This is a genomic window from Streptomyces sp. NPDC001002 (genome assembly GCF_053599215.1).
On the sequence record NZ_JBSFLV010000031.1, the window covers coordinates 55,248 to 75,038 of the forward strand.

Consider the following 19,791-nt stretch of genomic DNA (forward strand, 5'->3'; position numbering starts at 1 on the left):
GCAACCGGTTCCGCGGATGTCGGTGGCGGATGACAGACTGACGCCATGGACGAGCGCACTTTCGGTAGGTCGGGTCAGCAGGCATCCGTCGTCGGTCTCGGCACGTGGCAGCTGGGTGCCGACTGGGGAGACGTCGACGACAAGGAAGCCCTCGCGGTGCTGGAGGCGGCGGCCGAGTCGGGCGTGACCTTCTTCGACACGGCCGACGTGTACGGCGACGGACGCAGCGAGGAGACCATCGCCGGCTTCCTGCGCGGCCGTCCCGACCTGCACGTCCTGGTGGCCACCAAGATGGGCCGCCGGGTCGACCAGCTCCCCGAGAACTATGTGCTCGACAACTTCCGCGCATGGAACGACCGTTCGCGGCGCAACCTCGGCGTGGACCGCATCGACCTGGTCCAGCTGCACTGCCCGCCGACCGCCGTCTACTCCTCGGACGAGGTGTTCGACGCCCTCGACACCCTCCTCGCGGAGGAGCGCATCGCGCAATACGGCGTCAGCGTGGAGACCTGCGCCGAGGCGCTGACCGCGATCGCGAGGCCCGGCGTGGCCAGCGTGCAGATCATCCTGAACCCGTTCCGCATGAAGCCCCTGCGCGAGGTGCTCCCCGCGGCCCACGCGGCCGGCGTCGGCATCATCGCGCGCGTACCGCTCGCCTCCGGACTGCTGTCGGGCAAGTACACCAAGGACACCGTCTTCGCGGAGAACGACCACCGCACCTACAACCGGCACGGCGAGTCCTTCGACGTCGGCGAGACCTTCTCCGGCGTCGACTACGTGACGGGAGTCGAGGCCGCCGCCGAGTTCGCAGCGCTGGCCCCCGAGGGATACACGCCCGCCCAGCTCGCCCTGCGCTGGATCGTCCAGCAGCCGGGCGTCACCTCCGTGATCCCCGGCGCCCGCACCCCCGAGCAGGCCCGCGCCAACGCCTCCGCGGCCCAGCTCCCGGAGCTGACCGACGAGACGCTCACGGCCATCGCCGACCTCTACGACCGGCGGATCAAGGAGCAGGTCGAGAGCCGCTGGTAGCCGGACCTGGGACGGTCACGGTTCTCGGGGTACTCGGGTGGGGAGAAATGGCGGACCCATGCCGACCGGGAGGACGAGTGACCGTTCCACAGGCCGACCCCGACCGGGGCGACGGACGCGACGAGACCGAGGCGGAGCGCGCCGACCGGATGTGGGGCGAGATCATCCAGGAGATCCGCGTCGCCCAGACGGGCGTGCAGATCCTCTTCGGCTTCCTGCTCACCGTCGTGTTCACGCCGCGCTTCGTGGACCTGAGCCAGGCGAACAGGACGATCTACATCGTGACGGTCGTCCTCGGAGCCTGCGCCACGGGTGCCCTGATCGGACCGGTCTCCCTGCACCGCCTGGTCTCCGGCCGACGGGTCAAGACACAGGCGGTGCGGTGGGCGTCCCGGCTGACGCTCGTCGGGCTGTTCCTGCTGTTCGCCACGATGATCGCCGCCCTGCTGCTGGTCCTGCGCGTGGCGACGCACGACCACTACGTGCCGTATCTGGTCGCCGGCGTGGCGGTCTGGTACGTGCTGTGCTGGCTGGTCCTGCCGCTGTGGACCCGGCACCGCCACACGGTCAAGTGACCGCCGGCTGAAGCCCGTTGACCGCCCGCTACTGAGTCTGCCGACCGTTCCCCTCCAGGGCGGCCAGCTGCCGGTCGTGCAGCCGGCTGAGCACCAGCACCGACACCGTGGCGCCGATCAGCGCGCAGAACATGTCCCACTGCGTGTCCCAGACATCGCCCTGCGTGGCCAGGAAGGCGTCCGCCGCCTGTCCGCCCACCACGGCCGACAGCCACTCCAGCATCTCGAAGACGGCGCTGAAGGCCAGGCACGCGCACACGGTCAGCGGAGCCAGCCAGCGGCTCCCGCGCAGCGGTGACGTCCGGCTCAGCAACTCCCGTACCAGCACGGCCGGTACGAAGCCCTGCATGAGGTGCCCGAAGCGGTCGTAGGGATTGCGGTCGAGGCCGAAGGTGTCCCGCACCCAGTCGCCCAAGGGCACTTCCGCATACGTGTAGTGACCGCCCACGGCCAGCACGAGCGCGTGCGCGGCGAGCAGGCAGCAGAGCAGGTTCGTGAGCGGGAAGTGCCGCCGGGTGAGCACGACGATCGGCAGCCCCACCAGCACCCACACCGTCTCAAGGAACCACGTCGTGGGGTCCTTCGCGCCCCAGGCCGACACGGCGAGGCCGACGGCCACGACACCGGCGAGCACGGCGGGCAGGTGCTGTCGGGGGACGGTGGGGTGCGCGAGCGTGGTCATGGGGGCTCCTCCTGGTGGGAGCCCCCATCGTGGCGGGACGGCCGGGCGGCGGCATGAGTACGACTACTCAGCCCCGCCCGGGTAGCAGTACCTCAGTTCTGCGCGCTGCGCAGGGCGGTGATGCAGGTGGTGATGGCCTGCTGGAGCTCCTCCAGGCGCTGGACCATGTCGTCCTCGACGAACTCCTGCACATCGTCGAAGGTCAGCTCCTCGAAGACCTTCGTGGCCTTCTGCAGGCTGCTGTAGAACTTCGTCCGCCGTTCCTGGACGCGCAGTTCGGGGTCGGCCTCCACGGCCTCGACGACGAGCGACTTCATGGTGTCGTAGGCCTCGGTGGCCCACTCGCCGGTGTCCTCGTCCTCCTCCAGCTCGTCGAGCAGCGACAGGTGGCGCTCGGCCTCCTGGCGCAGGTCGACGGGCGCGTCGATGGTCTGCCCGGCGGGCGTCTTGACCTGACCCGACTCGGCGATCTGACGCACGTACCCGATCCGGTCGGCCGACCGGGACTCGGTGGCGACGGCCTTCTTGAGGTCGTCGGTGCGGACGACGTCACGGGCCAACTCGGCCTGGAGCTCCGGGTCCTCGCGCACGCGGTCGAGGAGCGCCTGGCGGGCCGCTCGGGCCGTGGAGGGGTCGGCGAGGATCGCGGCGCGCAGCGCGGTCGGGTTCTCGGCGACCTCCAGCGCCTTCGTCGGGCGGATGCCCTCGGCCTCGGCCGCCTCGGAGATCGCGGTGCCCCGCTCGGACGTGGCGCTGTTGCGGGAGGTGTAGTAGCTGAGCCACAGGTCGGCGTCGGGCAACTCGACGTCCTGGCCCGGCGCGAGGGCTTCGAAGTGCGGGACGACACTGTCGTCGGCGGCCCGGTCCCAGGCCTTGTAGTAGCGCATGACGCGGTCGGCGGAGCAGCCCGCCAGCTCCGCGAACTCCTTCGCGGACACCTTCGGCGTCTCCTCCGCGCCCTGGCCACCGGGCCGTACGCTGCGCGCCACCATCAGGCCGAAGGCCCAGCCGCCGGTCCTGGCGTAGACGCCGAACTCGCGCGCGTCCCGCGCCACGAGGTCGGACAGGGGCGCGGCGGACGTCTCGGACGGGTCGATCGCTAGGGTCACGGAAGGCTCTCCTGTGCACGGCAGTCGGGGGGTGAAGCTGCAGACCGGAAGCCTAGCCGCACTCATGGCGACGGCTGGGCAGGCCTGGGCATCGGCGCGCTCCGTCGGGGAGGATGCCGTCATGAGTGATCGCTCGCTGCCCACCGCCACCCCCGCCGCCCAGGGCGTCGACGCCACCGGCGTCCACGCCTTCCTCGACGCCCTCGAAGCCCATCCCGCCATCGAGCCGCACAGCCTGATGATCATGAGGCACGGTCACCTGGTGGCGTCCGGCTGGTGGGCGCCTTTTACGCCCCAACGCCCGCATCTCCTCTACTCGTTGAGCAAGAGCTTCACCTCGACGGCCGCCGGGCTCGCCGCCGCCGAGGGACTGCTCCGCTTCGACGATCCGGTGATCTCGTACTTCCCGGAGTTCGCGGCCGACATCACCGACCCGCGCAGCCGCGCGATGCTCGTGCGGCACGTGGCGTCCATGGCGAGCGGGCACGAGGCCGAGACCCTGGACCGGGCGCTCGCGAACGACCACGAGGACATGGTGCGCGGCTTTCTGCTAGTCCCGCCGGAGCGCGAGCCCGGCACCGTCTTCGCCTACAACCAGCCCGCCACGTACACGCTCGCCGCGATCGTCCAGCGCGTGACCGGCAAGTCGCTGACGGAGTATCTGCGCTCCCGCCTGCTGGACCGGATCGGCGTCGGCGAGCTCGCCTGGCTGCGCGACGAAACCGGCCGTGAGCTGGGCTTCAGCGGGCTGCACGCCACGACCGACGCCATCGCCCGGCTCGGCCAGTTGTATCTGGCGGACGGCGTGTGGGAGGGCGAGCGGCTGCTGCCCGAGGGGTGGGTCGCCGAGGCCACGCGCGTCCACATCGACAACAGTTCCGGTACGCCCGACGCGGCGCTGTCGGACTGGCAGCAGGGCTACGGCTACCAGTTCTGGAGGGCGCGGCACGGATACCGGGGCGACGGGGCGTACGGGCAGTTCTGTGTGGTGCTGCCCGAGCACGACGCCGTGATCGCGACGACCGCGTCCACCGAGGAGATGCAGCGGGTGCTCGACCTGGCCTGGGAGCACCTGCTGCCGGCCTTCGGGCCCGAACCGCTCTCCGGCCGGGAGGAGGCGGACGCGTCGCTGGCGGAGCGGCTGACGCGGCTCGCGCTGCCGCCGGTCGCGGGCAAGTCGTCGCCGGAGGGGGACCGGGACTGGTCCGGCGCCGAGTTCACGCCCGAGGGCGGTGTCTGCGCCGACCAGCCGAAGCTGACCGGGGCCGAGGTGACGGCCGACGCGGACGGCTGGGCGCTGAGCCTCACGGAGGACGGGCATCGGCTCGATCTGCGGATCGGGGACGCCGGTTGGGCCGTCACCGAGGGGGCGCCGCCCACCGCGGTGAGCGGGGGCTGGACCGACGCCGACACCCTCGCGGTCGAGGTGATGTTCCTGGAGACACCGCACCGGCTGGCGGTGACCTGCTCGCTGCCGGAGCGGACGTTCACGGCGAAGTGGCGTACGACCCCGCTGCACCCCCTTCCGCTGCGCGCGATGCGGGCGCCTAGGCCATCGGCCTGACGCAGGTGCTTCGGCCGGTCAGTCCAAAGTCACCCGGAACGTCTTCAGGAAGGTGTCCAGCGCCTGCCGGTTGACGGCGTCGTCCCAGTCGGCCGCCGGCGTGGTCCAGCGCAGCGAGAAGCTGCGGCCACCGCCGATGAGGAAGCCGCGGCCGAAGGTCTGCACCTGCGTGCCGTCGACATCGGAGAGCCACTCCATGTCGGCGGCCTTGTATCCCTGGTACGTCGTCGCCTCGATGTCGCCGACCCGCTGGAACCCGGCGGTCTGCTTCAGCACCGGCTCCACGTCGTCCCGCCACACGGCGACGGGATCGGGGCCGGCGACCTCGCTGTACGTCACGGCGAGCGTGCGCGGATCGTCGTCCGCGCCGAAGGTCACGCGGACCGAGTCGTCGCCGCCCTTCTGTGTCTCCAGCCGCTTCCAGCCGGCGGGGAGGGCGACGGAGAAGCCTTCCGGTGCGGTGTAGCGGCGGAAACCGGCCGGCAGTCCCGTGGCCGAGGCGGAGGCTGTGGGGGAAGGGGAGGCCGACGGAGTTGTCGAGGGGGAGGCCGGCGGCGAGGTCTTCGGCGGTACGGATGCGGGTGGCGCCGAGGCTCTTCCGTCGGTGCGCTGACCGGCCGCTGAGACGTCGGCCGAGGCGGACGGGCGGGCCGCCGAACCGGCCTCGGAGTCGTTGATGCCCGGCAGTTGATGGGTCGCGGCGAGCACGGCGACGGCGACCGTGCCCACGGCCAGGGCGGTGCCGACGGCGATGGAGGGCCGGCGCCAGTTCGGGACGGCGTGCACCGCGGCGACGTAGACGTCCCGCAGTCCGTGTCCTCCTGAGCCGCTGCGCAGGGTCGCTTCCGGCTCCTCGGTGAGCACGCGGCTGAGGGCCTCGCGGACCACCGGCCGGGTCAGCCGTTCCCTGGAGTTCTTGCGGAGCAGCCCCTGCACGGTCTGGGTGAGGGGGCCAGCGCGGACGGGGGAGCGCAGCGGGAGTTTGTCCACGCCCTTGAGCGTGGCCTCGGGCCGGTCCCGGTCGCGGAACGGCGGGCGCCCCTCGATCATCGTGTAGAGCATCGCGCCGAGGGCCCACATGTCGGCCGCCGGGCCGATCCGCTGGTCGCGGGCCTGCTCGGGAGAGGCGTACGAGGGTGCGGTGAGCCGGGGCGCGAGGGTGGCCCCCGCGAGGCCGAAGCCGGTGATCACGATCGGGCCCCGGTCCTGGACGTACAGCTGGCCCGGGCTCAGCTCGCCGTGCGTGATGCCCTCGGCGTGCGCGACCTCCAGCACGTCGAGCAGCTCCAGTGCGATGCGCGCGGCCCGTACGTAGTCGAACGGGCCCTGCTGTTCGAGGAGTTCGCCGAGCGGGGTGCCATCGATCCATTCGGTGACGGTCCACAGGGCGCCGTTCTCCTCCACGGCGTCGACGACCGTGGCGACCCGGCCTGGGCACAGCCGCCCCATCGTCTCGGACATCCGGATGATGCGGGCGGCGCGTGGCACGGCCTCCGGGCCCGGATCGTCCGGGAGCCCGATCTGGGCGAGGAGATAGGGGCGTTGGCCTTCGACATCGTTGCCGTACCAGCACAGGCGATTTGTCTCGCGCTGGACGACATCGACGAGCCGGTACCTTCCGGCGACCAGCTCGTGCGTGAAGGTGTGCGCCTTGACCATGGTCATCCCTCGCTGAACCCTGGTGTTCCCCTTTCCCAGAAGTACGGCGAGTGGGCCGGGGTATGTTCAAACATTCCTCGACCAAAGGGCGGCGGCTGCCTTTTGTTCATGCGGAGTTGGGTATTTCCATAGAGCCGCATTGGGCCTGACGCATATTCAACTCGGGTTCAACTCTGTTGAGCGCCACGGGAATTCAGCGCAATCCGAAGCGCTCGGCCCATGCCACGACGTCACCCGCGGTCGCGTTGCCCCCGCACACGACCAGTCCGATCCGCGCACCGTCGCCGACCCGCTCGACGACCTGCCGGGCCGCCGGCAGCAGACATCCGGCGGCGGGTTCGGTCCACACCTTGGCGTGCTCGGCGAGGTCCAGGACGCCCCGCACGGCCTCCCGGTCGGAGACCACGAACACGTCCTCGACCAGCGCGGACACATGGTCGTACGTCAACTGGGACACGGACGGCGCGCAGAGGGTCGTCACGATCGAGGACGGGTCCACTGGCACCGGACCGCCCGCGGCCAGCGCCCGCGACATGGCCTCCGCGCCCTCGGTCTCGACTCCCCAGACCCGCACACCGGGACGTAGCGCCCGGAAAGCCGCCGCCACACCGGCGATCAGCCCGCCGCCCCCGATGCTGACCACCACGTCCGTGAGGTCACCGGCGTCGGCGGCGAACTCCAGCCCGACCGTGCCCTGCGCGGCGATGACGACGGCGTCGTCGAAGGGGTGGACCGGCGTCAGCCCCTCCGCGGGCAGCCGCGCCATGAGCGCGAACGCCTCGGCCATGCCCTCCGTCAGCCGCACCGACGCCCCCGCGGCCTCCGCGATCTCGATCGAACGCGCGGGAGCCGTGCGCGGCATGATCACCGTGGCCTTCACGTCGAGCGCAGCGGCCATCACCGCGAGGGCGATCCCGTGGTTTCCGCCGCTGACCGCCACGACCCCGGCCGCCCGCTCCGCCTCGCTCAGCGAGAGCAGCTTCGCCGTGGCACCGCGCGCCTTGAAGGACCCGGTGCGCTGCAGCAGTTCGAGCTTGGCGCTGACCGGAACGCCGAGCAGGTCGGACAGGCCCGGGCTCGACACCGTGGGCGTGCGTACGACGTGGCCGGCGATCCGCTCGCCCGCGGCTTCGATGTCCGAGATCCCGATCAAGACACTCACCCTCCCGGCACGGGGGTGAAGGTCCGCGCCGCTTGCACCCTGACCCGGCGAGCGGCCGCAGGTCAACACGGATTTTCCTACGCCGCTGAGCCTGGGCCAGTGCCGCCGAGTGTCCGCCGACGGCCTCGATCAGCGTGCCTGCCTCAGAGGTCGCGTCGCACGAGGAAGTCCAGCAGTGATCGCAGCTCCGCCCCGGCTCGTTCCGACAGCGGGAGCCCGGCCAGCACCGTCTCCACGGCGGCGATGTGCCGTCGCGCCTCCGCCAGCGCCGCCGACCGTCCGCCCCCGGCCTCGATCAACGCTGCCGCCTCCTCGGGCGCGTCGCCGCGCTCCAGTAGGTCGGCGAGCCGACGCGAACCGGGACCCGGCGAGTCGAGTGCGGCCAGCACCGGGTACGTCTTCTTCCGTTCTCGGAGATCTCCGTGGACCGGCTTGCCGGTGACCGCCGGATCGCCCCAGATGCCCAGGATGTCGTCCACTATCTGGAAGGCGATCCCGAGATGCCGACCGGCCCGGTCGAGCGCGGCGGTGACCGGGGGCGGCGCGCCGCCGAGCAGGGCGCCGAGCGCCGCCGCACAACCCAGTAGCGCGCCCGTCTTGTGCTCGGCCATCGTGCGGTACTCGTCGGGCCGTACCCGCCCCGGACCCGTCCACGGGCGGGTGGCGAACAGCAGGTCGTCCGCCTGCCCGCGCACCAGGTCGCCCAGCGCGGCCGACAGTAAGCGAAGGGCCCGCGGTCCGGCCGCAGTCGCGGCGAGTGTCTCCACGGCGAGCGCGAAGAGCGCGTCCCCGGCGAGGACGGCCGGACCCGTGCCGTACGCCTTCCACACGGTGGGGCGGCGGCGCCGGGACTGGTCGCCGTCCATGATGTCGTCGTGCAACAGGGAGAAGGCGTGCACCAGTTCCACCGCGACCGCCGCCGGCACCCCGTCCGCCCCGGGCGCGCCCGCGCCCTCGGCCGCCAGCACGGCGAGTGCCTGCCGCACCCCCTTGCCGCCGGAGGCGTCGGCGGGCGCTCCGCCCACCTCGCACCAGCCGAAGGAGTACGCGGCCATCTCACCCACCCACGGGTGCATGCGCCCGACGGCTTCCGCGAGGGCGGGTCGCACCAGGTTCCGGCAACGGTCGAGGACTTGGCGGGCATCCGCCGGGGCCTCCAGCATGGTCACCGGGGCCTCCAGCTTGGCTGCCGGCGCCTCCAGCGTGGCCGTCCGCGCCTCCAGCATGGTCGTCGGACGACCATGCGCGCTCATCGCACGACCTCCGCCCGCAGACCGAGCTCCACCTCGGCCCGCGCCACCATCTCCCTGGCGTGTCGCAGTCCGATCCGGTCCAACTCACCGGCGAGTTCCGTCAGTTCGGCCGCCGTCTCCGCGCCGTCGCGGCCCAGTCGGGCCAGCGACTTGGCCAGCCCCAGCCGCGCCAGCGCCGTACCGCGCGGCTCGCTCATCGCCCGGAACTCCGCGAGCGCGACTTCGTACAGGTCGCGGGCCTCGGCGTAACGCCCCGCCCGGTACAGGACGTTGGCGCGCATCTTGTGGTTGTAGGCCAGCGCGCTGGACAGCTTCATCGCCCGGCACGCCGTCTCCGCCTCCGACAGCAGCGCGAGCGCCCGCTCGGTGTCCCCGTCGCGTACGGAGACGATGTCGGCGAGCCCCCGCAGCGCCCAGGCGTGCCCGCGCCGGTCCTCCGCGCCCGCGGCGATCTCGGCGGCCTCCTCGAACAGGGAGTACGCGGTGTCGTAGGAACCCGTGTTGCGGTGGATCTGCGCGATGCCCTCCAGGGCCCACACCGTGTGCCGTGCCTCGCCGCGCCGTCGGGCCTCGGCCAGGAGTTGCTCGTGCAACCGGGCGACCGCGTCGTAGTCGCCCTGGATACGGCCCGTCTCGGCCAGCCCCGCGAGGGAGTAGCCGCGGACGACGACATCACCGCCCGACTTGCCCAGATCGGCGGCGAGTTGCAGCAGCCGGCGCGCCAGTGGGAAGGCGCCGCGCTGTCGGGCGAGGGTGCCGCCGCTCCACAGCGCCCAGGCCATCGCACCGATGTCCCCGGCCGCCCGGGCCGCGCGGTAACTGGCCTTCCACGCGCGGTCGGCGTCCCCGACCTGCCCCAGCCGACGGTGCGCCTCGGCGACCGCGAGCCCGGAACGCGCCGCTTCCCTGTGCTGACCTGCCTGTTCGGCCTCCTTCAACTGCCGGGTGCCGGCGGCCAGTACGTCGGTCAGCGAGGAGTTCACGGACAGGGTGGTGAGGGCGCCTTGGTACTCCGGGGCGTGTGCCTTGCCGTACATGGATGCCTTTCGGTCCATATACACGGTGCGTATACATCGAGCGTATACATGCCTGCTCTACACCCTGTGTATACATAGTGTGTATAGTGCGTCGAAATTGAGCCCTGGCCGGGAAGGCCAGGGCTTCACTTGTTGTCGATCAAGACGCCGCTTCCGCCGCCCGGGTTGCTTGTGCGACGCAGATCACTCGGTGTGGATCACTCGACGCGGATCACCGCATTCGCGCAACGAGAGGTCAGTGCTGCTGGGCCTTCTGCGGGGTGACCTCGCTGGGTCGCACGACGACGTATCCCTGGCCCTGGAGCATCAGCTGTACGGCCTCGCCGGAGCCGCCGCGCAGCATCGAGCCGATGGACTGCGAGCGGTGCAGCGAGGTTCCAAGTCCCGCCGTCCAGCCGACGACCGCGTCCGTGTCGACGTACACCGGGTACTGCGGCGAGACCGGGATGACCAGCGGATTGCCGTCGCAGACCAGGCCCAGCCTGCCCTGCCCGGTGAAGACGCTGTTGAACAGGCCGCCACCGGCCATGCCCGCGCCCTTCACGGTCGAGATCCGGTACGACAACGAGGAGTCGAAACACAGGACGTTGCGGCCGTTGACGGTGAACTCGTCGCCCGGATCGATGTCGACGACGAAACAGTTCTGCGCCTCGTGCGCGAACCACGCCTCACCCTGTCCGCGCACCGCCATGAGCGGCAGGCCCTCACCGGTGACCGCGCGCTTGAGCATGCCGCCCACGCCCTGGCCCTTGCGTTCGAACTGCAGATTGCCGCGGTAGGCGATCATCGCGCCCTGACGGGCGTGCATCTCGCCGTTCACCGCGTACTTGATGCACTTGGCGTTCTCGACGGTCATTCCCGGCTCGACGGCCGGCTGGACCATGCGCTCACTGGAAAACAGGTCACCCTTCATGCGGGCATCCTGGCCCGGACGGATTGATTCCGCCAAGATCGTCGACGAGAACCTGACAGAACCGGGACGTTGCGCGGATCAGGCACCGAAGAGCTGGGTCCAGTACGTGCCCGACGGGCCGCCGCCCGCGAAGCCGATCCCGATGTGGGTGAAGTCGGGCTTGAGGATGTTGGCGCGGTGGCCGGGACTGTTCATCCAGCCCTCCACCACCTCGGCGGCGGAACGCTGCCCGCAGGCGATGTTCTCCCCGATCGTCCGGCGTCGGGAGCCCGCCCGGGCGGCCCGGTCCCAGGGCTGGCCGCCCTCCGGGTCCGTGTGCGAGTAGAAGGCGCGGGCCACCATGTCCGCGCTGTGCGCCTGGGCGGCCCGCGTGAGCAGGGGGTCGATGGCCAGCGGAGGCAGACCCGCCCTGGCGCGCTCCCTGTTGGTGAGGTCGACGACCTCGGCGGCCGTACGGTTCAGGTCGCCGGGGGTGAGGGGCCGCGCCCACAGAGCCGTCCAGAAGGTGTCGCCGGAGCGGCCGTCGGCGACGTACGCCAGCCCCGCCTGCGTGAAGGCCGGGTCGGACAGGGTGCGTCGGGTCTGCTCTCCGCGCAGGCAGTAGTCGACGAACTCCGCGGGCGTGCGCGGACCGGAGACGAGGTGCTCGCCGATCGTCAGGTACGTGTATCCGGTGGCGGTCACGCGCTGGTACACGGAGACGCCGTCCCGGCCCTCGACACCGAGCTGCCCGGCCGCCGCCATCGCGGAGGCGTGGGCGCGCGCGGCGGACGTCAGGCGGGAGTCCAGGGTGACGGGCGGTGAACCTGCCCTGGCGCGGGCCGGGTTGATCAGGCGGAGGAAGCCGTCGGGGTCGGCGGCGGGGGAGGACGAGGGCTGTCCGGAATACGCGGGCGGTGCGGAATTGGTATGGGGAACGGGTGGCGCAGAGCGGCCGCGGGACAGGTTCGGCAGGAGCCGGCGGCGGCCCGTCGGCGGTGCGGGCGCCGGCGGCTGAGCCGAGTCGTCGGTGACGTCCACGCCGAAGTCGCGGGCGATGCCCGCCAGTCCGTCGGCGTACCCCTGGCCCAGGGCGCGCAGCTTCCACGTGCCGCCCCGCCGGTAGATCTCGGCGAGCAGCAGCACGGTCTCCTGCTGCGGGCGCGGTGGGGCGAAGCGGGCGAGTTGGCGGCCACCGGGATCGGTGAGGTGGAGGGCGGGTGCCGGCAGGCGGCCAAGCGGGGTGCCGGGGTCGGCGGGGCTGACGACCACCGTGATCCGGGTCGCTCCGGGGCGCAGCCTCGGCGGGTCGACGGTCAGCGTGTCGCCGGCGAGGCGGGCGCCCGGGGCGGACGGCTGGTTGTAGAACACGAAGTCGCCGTCGCCCCGGACCTTGCCGCCGTCGTCCGTGATCAGCGCGGAGACGTCGAAGGGACCGGGCACCCGGACGGTCACGGCGCCCGCCGGGAGGGGCATGTTGCCGCCGGGGACCAACTCGGTCATCGCGCCGCCCTGATGTGTCGTCGTCCATGCCCTGGGGGTGTCAAATCCCCGGTGGGCTTGCCCGATCAACGTCCGCCAGGGCGGGCGAGGTTCCCGGGGCGATCAGTTCCTGGGCACGCCGGGCGCGACGTCCTCGTACCGCTCGACGGTCGTGACGGCGCGTGGCGACTTGGCCCGCTTCCCGCAGAACGCGGACTCCAGTGTGCCCAGCATCGTGTCGAGCACCTTGCCGTTGTTGGAGGTGGTGGCGAGTGCCGCGAGGCTGCGCCTGCCGTCCTTGGAGGCGAAGGCGTAGGTGTAGTAGCCCTGGACGGCGCCGGTGTGACCGTAGACGGAGATTCCGCACGACAGGTCGCGGCGGCGCAGGCCGAGACCGTACGCCTGGGTGCTGTTGACCGGGATCATGCGTTCCATCTGCTTGAGGCTCGCGGCCGAGGTGAGGCGGCCGCCGAGCAGTGCCGACAGGAATGTGTCGAGGTCCCGGGTGCTGGAGATGATCGCGCCCGCGCTCTGTGCCCAGGAGACGGTCTGGTCGGTCGCGTCGACCAGGGCGGCGCCGGCCTGGTCCGGGGTGAGGTAGCCCCTGGTGTGGCGGCCCGGGATCTTTGTGCGGGGGTGGAGGTAGAAGGTGTCGCGCAGCTTCAGCGGCTTGAAGACGCGCTTCTCGTACGCCTTCTGTACCGCGTGGCCGGTCAGCTTCTCGATGAGCAGGCCCGCGACCACGAAGTTGGTGTTGGAGTACGAGTAGGCGGCGCCGGGCTGGTTGGTGCGGGCGTGCCGCAGTGAGCGGTCCACCAGCTGGCGGTAGGTGAAGACCTTGGTGCGGACCGCCTCGAAGCCGGGGACCGTTTTCGCGAACATGTCGTTCGTGTAGTCGTACAGACCGCTGCGGTGGCCCAGCACATGCCGGACCGTGATGCGTCGGTCCGGGAGCAGGCCCGGCAGATAGCGGTCGACGGAGGCGTCGAGGTCGAGCTTCTTCTCGTCGGCCAACTGGAGCAGCACCACCGCCGAGAAGGTCTTGGTGACGCTGCCGATGCGGAACCGGTCGGCGGGGGAGAGGGCCCGGCCGGTCGTGCGGTCGGCGACGCCGACGGCCGCCGTCCGTACCCTGCCGTGGTCGACCACGCGGGCCATGGCGCCGGGCGCGCCCTGCTGAACGGCCTTGCGCAGGACGCCTTCGAGGGCGGTGATGTCGGGTTTCGGGAGGGAATCCGCCGGCGCGGCTTGCGCCGGGACCGCGAGGAGGGACAAGGTGAGCGCCCCCAGGACCGCACCCTTGGCCAGGGATGCGATATCTGTCACATTCACGCGGTGCAACCTTCTTCCGTCGAGTCATATCTCCACAGGGGACGCACAGTTGGTCACTCGCTGGTCACTGCGCGACGTGGATTTGCAAAGTATTGCCATGGATCACGCTGAAAGCGATGATTTGGGCTTTACATGTCCATGACTTATCCATAAGGGTTTCGCCTCAGGGCCCGACCAGCCCTCGTGGCGCTCAACGGCGCCACGCCTCAGGGCGGTTGGGTTTCCGGCCGCTCTGCCAGGAAGGAACCCTCACCAGTGCGTAGACCGCACATACGCAGCGTGGCGGTCGCCGTCGCCGTGACGACGGCTGCCACGGGCCTCGCGGGTACCGCGTTCGCCGACCCCGCCGCGGGGGCGGGGTCCGCGAAGGCCGCCGCCGAAAGCTCGACCGCGTCCGTGGTGGCCGCCGCCCGCGCCGCCGCGTTCGCCCACTCCTCGGCGACCGGTGTGCTGACCGGCGACGAACTGCAGGCCACGGACGTCCTGATCGACCCGGAGGGCGCGCGGCACGTCCGCTTCGCCCGGGCCCACCAGGGCATGGAGGTCCTCGGGGGCGACCTCGTCGTCCACCTCACCCGGCAGCTGAAGTACGCCGGTGTCACCCGTGCCGCCGACCACACGGTCAAGCCGGCCACCACCGACGCCAAGCTCACCACCGCGCAGGCCGAGCAGAAGGCCGCGTCGGCCGCCAAGGGCGACGCCGGTCCGGCCGTACTCGTGGTCGACGCGCGCGACGGCGGCTCGGCCCTCGCCTACCAGGTGCGGGTCAGCGGCAGCGGCACCACCGAGGGCGGCGGGTCCAGCACCGTCGTCATCGACGCCGTGACCGGCAAGGTGCGCAGCAACACGCCCGACAGCGACGAGTTCCTCTCGCCCGAGCTGCTGGAGACCCTGCGCGAGCGGGGCGAGAAGCTCGACCCGCAGACCGGCATCGGCTCGCAGGCCGCCGGCCTCACCGCCGCGACGTCGGGCGCGGCCGCCGTGCACTACCCGCAGACGGTCACGGGCAGCGGCAAGTCGCTCTTCGTGGGTAAGGTCTCGCTGACCATCACCCGGACGGCGGCCAAGAAGTACCAGCTCAAGGACCCGAACCGGTACAACACCGAGACCCGGGACGCGAAGAACTCGTTCACCGAGAACTTCGCCCGCGGCTCGGCGATCACCAACACCACGCCGACCTTCGGCAACGGCGCGCTCTCCAGCCGCAACAGCGCCGCCGTCGACGCCCAGTACGGCGTCACCAAGACCCTGGACTTCTACAAGAAGACCTTCGCCCGCAAGGGCATCGCCAACAACAGCAAGGCCGCCAAGGCGATGGTCCACTGGGGCACCGAGGTGGCCAACGCCTTCTGGGACCCCACCTGCGGCTGCATGCTCTACGGCGACGGTGACGGCGCCATGTTCAAGAAGCCGCTCGTCGTCCTCGACGTCACCGGCCACGAGCTCACCCACGGCGTGGTGGACGCCACCGCCAAGCTGGAGCCGACCCGGGTCGACTCCGACGGCAACCAGTACGGCGAGCCGGGCTCCCTGAACGAGTCCCTCGCGGACATCTTCGGCTCGAACGTCGAGTTCTTCACCAACAACGCGAAGGACAAGCCGGATTACCTCATCGGCGAGAAGCTGGGCCTCGCCCAGAAGTTCCTGCGCCGCCTGGACAAGCCGTCGCTCGACGTGCTCGAAGGCGCGATCGACTACTGGTCGCCCGCGGTCTACGACACCGAGGTGCACGCCGGTTCCGGTGTCTCCTCGCACGCGTACTACCTGCTCGCCGAGGGCAGCGGCCGCAAGACGATCAACGGTGTCGCCTACGACTCGCCGACCTACGACGGCTCCACGGTCAAGGGCATCGGCCGCACCAAGGCCACGGCGATCTTCTACCGCGCCCTGACCCGCTACATGGTCTCCACGACCGACTTCCACGACGCCCGCTCGGCGACGCTGAGGGCGGCGAAGGACCTGTACGGGCTGAACAGCACCGAGTACAAGGCGGTCAACAAGGCCTGGGCCGGGGTCAACGTGACCCTGGCCAACACGCCGGCGACCAACCGCTGACCTCGGGGACCAGAGTTCAGAACCACTGGTTCTCGACCTCCTGCGACACCGACACCACGGTGTCGCAGGAGGGGCAGCGGGCCTCGCCGAATACGTACGTCAGGGCCCGGGCCACCTCCGTCTGTCCATGGGCGACCGCCTCGCCGTGCAGCCGCGCCCCGATGCCCGACAGCCGCTCCGGTACGGCGGGCGTCAACTCCTCGCGTGATGCGGTGTCTTCACTGCCCGCCCCGGTCACGTAGTCACCGACCGACACGAACGTCCCGTAGCCGCCGAAGGCGATGTAGAGGCTCTCCTCGCACCCCGGGCACTCGAACTCGTACTCCTCGCTGTTCACCCCCGCCAGGGCCTCGGACCACACGCCGGCGCCCTCGAAGGACAGGACGGCCTGGAGGAGGTTCACGAAGAGCGGTGCGGTCTGATCCGGGGCGGCCAGCAACTCGCGGGCGGTGCCGAGCAGTTCCTCGATCTCCCGCGCATAGACCTCACGGCGCGGGTCGTCCATGTCGTCGGCGATCACCCCGGCCATGACCACCGCCTGGAGCGGGCCGCCCGGCGCGCGGCCCCGCGCGATCTCCGTGAGCCGCGGCAACGCCGCCCAGCTGGCGTCGTACACCGAGCCCTGATGGCACAGCGAGGACCACAGTGCGGTCCACACGTCCTCGTCCTCCGTGCCGCCGAGGCGGGCGAAGAGGCCGGGTATGTCCTCGGCCGAGCCGTAGGCGTGGGTCAGCTCGTGCCAGTCGATCGTCGTCATGAAACCGATTGTGCAAGGGGGCACTGACATCGGCGGGATCAGTCGCCGACAGTGGCGTGCCACCCGTCATTTGAAGGCCACTTGAGCCTCACAGTCAACCTTCAGGTGATTCCTGTTTCTTTTATTGACAGCGGAAATTAAGAGCCATAAGTTCCGGCCATGCGCTCCGCCCCGCCCGCCGAAACGTTTCCGGCCCACACGCCGGCCGCGGCACAGATCTTCACCACGGTCCTGTCCCACGGCCCCCTGACCCGGCTCGACGCCGCGCGCCGGGCGGGCCTTTCGGCGGCGGCCGTGACCAAGGCGGTCCGCCCGTTGCTGGAGGCCGGGTACCTGGTGGAGACCCCGGACCAGGAGGCGCGGCCGGCGCTCGGGCGGCCCGCGAGTCTGGTGCGGGTGGACGGCGGACGGGCCCTCTTCATCGGGGTCAAGGTCACCGCGGGTGAGCTGATCGGTGTGCTGACCGACCTGCGCTGCCGCATCCGCATCGCCCGGCACGTGCCTGTCCAGGACAGGGCGACCGAGGCCGTGCTCACCTCGCTGGCTGAACTGGTGCGCGAACTGCTTGTCGAGGCGGACGAGTTGGGCGCCCCCGTCCTCGGCCTCGGAGTCGCGATCTCCGGCGACGTGGACCGGGCCGAAGGCGTCGTCCGCTACTCGCCCTTCCTCGACTGGCGGGACGTCCACCTCGCCGAACTGGCCGCCCTCACCACCGGGTTGCCGGTCACCGTGGACAACGATGTCCGCGCCCTGACCGTCGCCGAGCAGTGGTTCGGCGCCGGGGCCGGACTGTCCGACTTCGCCCTCGTCACGGTGGGCGCGGGCATCGGCTGCGGGATCGTGGTGCACGGCCGGGTGATCTCCGGTGCGCACGGCGTGGCCGGCGAGATCGGCCATGTGATGGTCGACCCGGCCGGACCACTCTGCCACTGCGGCAACCGCGGCTGCGTCGAGGCGATCGCGGGGGACGCCGCGATCATCCGGCGGATCCGCGAGACCACGGGCCTCGAAGTCGCCGACCCCGCCGCGGCCGCGGCCCTCGCCCACCAGGGCGACGAGGGGGCACGCGAGGCCTTCGCCAGGGCGGGGGAGGCGATCGGCCGGGGCATCGCCACCGTGGCCAACCTCCTCGGCCCCGAACGCGTGATCATCTCCGGCGAGGGACTCGCCGCCTACGACCTGTTCGCCGCGCAGATCCGCGAGGCGTTCACCGCCGCAGCGTTCGGCTCCGCCGCACAGTGCGACGTACAGACCCGCCCGCTCCCGTTCGAGGAGTGGGCACGAGGGGCAGCCGCCACCGCGATCCAGTCCTTCATCACCCCGCACGACCCACGACAGAGCCGCTGATCCACCATCACCCTGGAGGTACGACCCATGCGGTCATCCTCGTACTCCTTCCTGCCCGCCCGCGTCCTGAGAGCCGCGGTGGTCCTCGCCGTGGCCGCGGGAGCCGTCTCCGCCGCACCCTCGGTCAGCGCCGGGACCACCGCGCCCGCGGCTCCGGCCGCGACCACCACGACGTCCCAGGCCGCCAAGCCCTATATGGGCTGGACGAGTTGGAGCATGCAGTCGTCGAAGTACCCGGGCCTCAACCCGGACGGCGACTACAGCTACCTCACCGAGGCGAACGTCACCAAGCAGACCGACGCCATGGCGAGCAAGCTGAAGAAGTTCGGCTACGAGTACGTCAACATCGACGCCGGCTGGTGGATGGACAAGACCTGGAAGTCCGGATACGACCAGTACGGACGCCAGAAGGCCGACCCGGTCCGCTTTCCCAGCGGCATGAAGGCCGTCGCCGACCGCATCCACTCCAAGGGCCTCAAGGCCGGCATCTACCTGCCTGCCGGCCTGGAGAAGGGCGCCTACGGCGACGGAAAGACGCCGATCTGGAACGCCGACGGCTGCACCACCGGCGACATCGTCTACACCGACCTGCGCACCACCAACGGCTGGGACAGCGCGTACAAGATCGACTTCTCCAAGCCCTGCGCCCAGAAGTACATCGACTCCCAGGCGCAGTTGATCGCCGGCTGGGGCTACGACTTCCTCAAGCTCGACGGCGTCGGGCCCGGCTCCGGCAAGAGCGGTGACCAGTACAACAACGTCGCCGACGTGGCCGCCTGGGACAAGGCGATCGCCGACACCGGCCGCCCCATCCACCTCGAACTGTCCTGGTCCCTGGACATCGGCCACGCCGCCGACTGGAAGAAGTACTCCCAGGGCTGGCGCATCGACACGGACGTCGAGTGCTACTGCAACACCCTGGTCACCTGGGAGAACTCCGTCGACGACCGCTGGGACGACGCCCCCGGCTGGACCGACAAGGCGGGCCCCGGCGGCTGGAACGACCTCGACGCCCTGGACGTCGGCAACGGCGAGATGGACGGCCTGACCAAGGCCGAGCGACAGAGCTACGCCACCCTGTGGGCCATCGCCAAGTCCCCGCTGTACACCGGCGACGACCTCACGAAGCTCGACTCCTACGGTCTGTCCCTGCTGACCAACAAGGAAGTCATCGCCCTCAACCAGGGCAGCACCCCGCCGGCCCGCCCGATCACCCCGTCCGACCCGCAGCAGGTGTGGGCCGCGAAGAACGCCGACGGCAGCTACACGGTCGCGCTGTTCAACCTCGCCGACAAGCCCGCGTCCGTCTCCGCGAACTGGGCCTCCCTCGGCTTCACCGGCAAGGCCGCCGTCCGTGACCTGTGGAACCACGAGAACCTCGGCAGCTACAAGGACAAGGTCTCCCAGGCCCTGCCCGCCCACGGCTCCCGCCTGTTCACCGTCACCCCGAACGGCAGCGCGCTCGCCTTCACCGGCTACGAGGCCGAGGCCGCCGCGAACACCCTGTCCGGCAACGCCGGTCTCGCCGACTGCTCCGCCTGCTCCGGCGGCAAGAAGGTCGGCAACCTCTACCTGGGCGGCAAGCTCGCGGTCAACAACGTCGTCGTCGCCAAGGCCGGCACCTACCAGGTGAAGGTCGCCTACGTCAGCGGTGACGCCCGCTCGGTCAAGGTCTCCGCCAACGCCGGCGGCGCCGTCAGCCACAAGTTCCCGTCGACCGGTGACTGGGGAACCGTCGGAACGGTCTACGTGCCGGTGACCCTCAAGGCCGGCTCCAACACGATCATCTTCGACAGCGGCGACAGCTACGCGCCGGACATCGACCGCATCGACGTCCCCAAGTCGTCCTGACCGAG

The 19,791-nt window shown here is 70.9% G+C and carries 16 protein-coding genes; 6 read left to right on the plus strand and 10 right to left on the minus strand.

Going from position 1 to position 19,791, the window contains the following annotated elements; translation table 11 throughout:
- The first annotated feature begins 45 nt into the window (after positions 1-45).
- Positions 46-1,029 (plus strand): aldo/keto reductase, encoded by a 984-nt coding sequence (locus ACWDR3_RS16710; protein WP_450353215.1) that lies wholly within the window; start codon positions 46-48, stop codon positions 1,027-1,029.
- A gap of 149 nt (positions 1,030-1,178) precedes the next feature.
- On the plus strand, positions 1,179-1,604 hold the full coding sequence (locus ACWDR3_RS16715; RefSeq protein ID WP_450353238.1) for a DUF6328 family protein: 426 nt from the start codon (positions 1,179-1,181) through the stop codon (positions 1,602-1,604).
- A gap of 28 nt (positions 1,605-1,632) precedes the next feature.
- On the opposite strand, the gene ACWDR3_RS16720 is transcribed toward ACWDR3_RS16715, so the two are convergent.
- Positions 1,633-2,286, minus strand: a complete 654-nt coding sequence (locus ACWDR3_RS16720; protein ID WP_450353216.1) for a DUF2238 domain-containing protein — start codon at positions 2,284-2,286, stop codon at positions 1,633-1,635.
- A 92-nt stretch (positions 2,287-2,378) separates the two neighbouring features.
- A complete protein-coding gene (locus ACWDR3_RS16725; RefSeq protein ID WP_450353217.1) occupies positions 2,379-3,395 on the minus strand; it encodes a hypothetical protein in 1,017 nt (338 codons plus the stop codon).
- A gap of 121 nt (positions 3,396-3,516) precedes the next feature.
- Here ACWDR3_RS16725 and ACWDR3_RS16730 point away from each other — a divergent pair, with 121 nt between their 5' ends.
- Positions 3,517-4,959, plus strand: a complete 1,443-nt coding sequence (locus ACWDR3_RS16730; protein WP_450353218.1) for a serine hydrolase domain-containing protein — start codon at positions 3,517-3,519, stop codon at positions 4,957-4,959.
- 18 nt (positions 4,960-4,977) lie between these two features.
- Here the strand turns inward: ACWDR3_RS16730 and ACWDR3_RS16735 are convergent, their stop codons facing one another.
- The 7 genes from ACWDR3_RS16735 to ACWDR3_RS16765 form a co-directional block, all read right to left on the minus strand.
- A complete protein-coding gene (locus ACWDR3_RS16735) occupies positions 4,978-6,624 on the minus strand; it encodes a protein kinase domain-containing protein (protein WP_450353219.1) in 1,647 nt (548 codons plus the stop codon).
- Positions 6,625-6,811: 187 nt separating this feature from the next.
- Positions 6,812-7,771 (minus strand): threonine/serine dehydratase, encoded by a 960-nt coding sequence (locus ACWDR3_RS16740; protein WP_450353220.1) that lies wholly within the window; start codon positions 7,769-7,771, stop codon positions 6,812-6,814.
- Between the two features lie 152 nt (positions 7,772-7,923).
- Positions 7,924-8,943 carry a polyprenyl synthetase family protein gene (locus tag ACWDR3_RS16745; protein ID WP_450353239.1) on the minus strand — a complete coding sequence of 340 codons (1,020 nt, stop codon included), beginning with the start codon at positions 8,941-8,943 and terminating at the stop codon, positions 7,924-7,926.
- 86 nt (positions 8,944-9,029) lie between these two features.
- Positions 9,030-10,070, minus strand: coding sequence for a tetratricopeptide repeat protein (locus tag ACWDR3_RS16750; protein ID WP_450353240.1), 1,041 nt, complete (start codon positions 10,068-10,070; stop codon positions 9,030-9,032).
- Positions 10,071-10,305: 235 nt separating this feature from the next.
- On the minus strand, positions 10,306-10,983 hold the full coding sequence (locus ACWDR3_RS16755) for an AIM24 family protein (protein ID WP_450353221.1): 678 nt from the start codon (positions 10,981-10,983) through the stop codon (positions 10,306-10,308).
- 78 nt (positions 10,984-11,061) lie between these two features.
- Positions 11,062-12,465 (minus strand): CAP domain-containing protein, encoded by a 1,404-nt coding sequence (locus ACWDR3_RS16760; RefSeq protein ID WP_450353222.1) that lies wholly within the window; start codon positions 12,463-12,465, stop codon positions 11,062-11,064.
- 102 nt (positions 12,466-12,567) lie between these two features.
- Positions 12,568-13,752, minus strand: a complete 1,185-nt coding sequence (locus tag ACWDR3_RS16765; protein WP_450353241.1) for a serine hydrolase domain-containing protein — start codon at positions 13,750-13,752, stop codon at positions 12,568-12,570.
- 279 nt (positions 13,753-14,031) lie between these two features.
- Here ACWDR3_RS16765 and ACWDR3_RS16770 point away from each other — a divergent pair, with 279 nt between their 5' ends.
- Positions 14,032-15,831 carry a M4 family metallopeptidase gene (locus ACWDR3_RS16770; RefSeq protein WP_450353223.1) on the plus strand — a complete coding sequence of 600 codons (1,800 nt, stop codon included), beginning with the start codon at positions 14,032-14,034 and terminating at the stop codon, positions 15,829-15,831.
- A gap of 16 nt (positions 15,832-15,847) precedes the next feature.
- Here the strand turns inward: ACWDR3_RS16770 and ACWDR3_RS16775 are convergent, their stop codons facing one another.
- The gene (locus tag ACWDR3_RS16775) at positions 15,848-16,588 is read right to left on the minus strand and encodes a hypothetical protein (protein WP_450353224.1); all 741 of its coding nucleotides are present in this window, start codon (positions 16,586-16,588) and stop codon (positions 15,848-15,850) included.
- A 159-nt stretch (positions 16,589-16,747) separates the two neighbouring features.
- On the opposite strand from ACWDR3_RS16775, the gene ACWDR3_RS16780 reads away from it, so the two are divergent.
- Both ACWDR3_RS16780 and ACWDR3_RS16785 read left to right on the plus strand, forming a co-directional pair.
- A complete protein-coding gene (locus ACWDR3_RS16780) occupies positions 16,748-17,935 on the plus strand; it encodes an ROK family transcriptional regulator (protein ID WP_450353225.1) in 1,188 nt (395 codons plus the stop codon).
- Positions 17,936-17,962: 27 nt separating this feature from the next.
- Positions 17,963-19,786, plus strand: coding sequence for an alpha-galactosidase D (locus tag ACWDR3_RS16785; protein WP_450353226.1), 1,824 nt, complete (start codon positions 17,963-17,965; stop codon positions 19,784-19,786).
- Positions 19,787-19,791: the final 5 nt, after the last annotated feature.

Bases quoted from the DNA above. Each gene is read 5' to 3' on its own strand.
- ACWDR3_RS16710 (WP_450353215.1), top strand. From the start codon at position 46: ATGGACGAGCGCACTTTCGGTAGGTCGGGTCAGCAGGCATCCGTCGTC.
- ACWDR3_RS16720 (WP_450353216.1), bottom strand. From the start codon at position 2,286: ATGACCACGCTCGCGCACCCCACCGTCCCCCGACAGCACCTGCCCGCC.
- ACWDR3_RS16715 (WP_450353238.1), top strand. From the start codon at position 1,179: ATGTGGGGCGAGATCATCCAGGAGATCCGCGTCGCCCAGACGGGCGTG.
- ACWDR3_RS16750 (WP_450353240.1), bottom strand. From the start codon at position 10,070: ATGTACGGCAAGGCACACGCCCCGGAGTACCAAGGCGCCCTCACCACC.
- ACWDR3_RS16780 (WP_450353225.1), top strand. From the start codon at position 16,748: ATGCGCTCCGCCCCGCCCGCCGAAACGTTTCCGGCCCACACGCCGGCC.
- ACWDR3_RS16760 (WP_450353222.1), bottom strand. From the start codon at position 12,465: ATGACCGAGTTGGTCCCCGGCGGCAACATGCCCCTCCCGGCGGGCGCC.
- ACWDR3_RS16730 (WP_450353218.1), top strand. From the start codon at position 3,517: ATGAGTGATCGCTCGCTGCCCACCGCCACCCCCGCCGCCCAGGGCGTC.
- ACWDR3_RS16785 (WP_450353226.1), top strand. From the start codon at position 17,963: ATGCGGTCATCCTCGTACTCCTTCCTGCCCGCCCGCGTCCTGAGAGCC.
- ACWDR3_RS16745 (WP_450353239.1), bottom strand. From the start codon at position 8,943: ATGCTGGAGGCCCCGGCGGATGCCCGCCAAGTCCTCGACCGTTGCCGG.
- ACWDR3_RS16735 (WP_450353219.1), bottom strand. From the start codon at position 6,624: ATGACCATGGTCAAGGCGCACACCTTCACGCACGAGCTGGTCGCCGGA.
- ACWDR3_RS16775 (WP_450353224.1), bottom strand. From the start codon at position 16,588: ATGACGACGATCGACTGGCACGAGCTGACCCACGCCTACGGCTCGGCC.
- ACWDR3_RS16755 (WP_450353221.1), bottom strand. From the start codon at position 10,983: ATGAAGGGTGACCTGTTTTCCAGTGAGCGCATGGTCCAGCCGGCCGTC.